This window comes from Bacillus sp. SIMBA_005, from assembly GCF_046535585.1.
In the GTDB taxonomy this organism is placed as follows: domain Bacteria; phylum Bacillota; class Bacilli; order Bacillales; family Bacillaceae; genus Bacillus; species Bacillus pumilus.
Genome location: NZ_JAWRWI010000251.1, coordinates 1 through 282, shown reverse-complemented (window position 1 = coordinate 282; position 282 = coordinate 1). Strand labels below are relative to the sequence as shown.

At 50.7% G+C, this 282-nt stretch carries 1 protein-coding gene; it reads left to right on the top strand.

The features are described from left to right. On the top strand, window positions 1-282 hold a 282-nt coding region (locus SB660_RS19975; RefSeq protein ID WP_410584024.1), incomplete at both ends, for a Ku protein.

Genomic DNA, 282 nt, shown 5'->3' with positions numbered 1-282 from the left:
CGGTCATATTATGTCGGGCCGGGAGACAACGGCACAAAAGCCTATACACTTCTGCGGGAAGCGCTGAGGACGACGGGTAAAATCTGGATTGCCTCCATTACGATCCGCTCTAAACAGCAGCTTGCGATTCTTCGCGTGTATGACAACTGCATCGTGATGGAATCCATTCATTATCCGGATGAGGTCAGAAATGCCGGACATGTGCCGGGCGTTCCTGAGCAGACAGCCGTTAATGAAAAAGAGCTGCAGACGGCGATCACATTAATTAATGAGCTGACAACC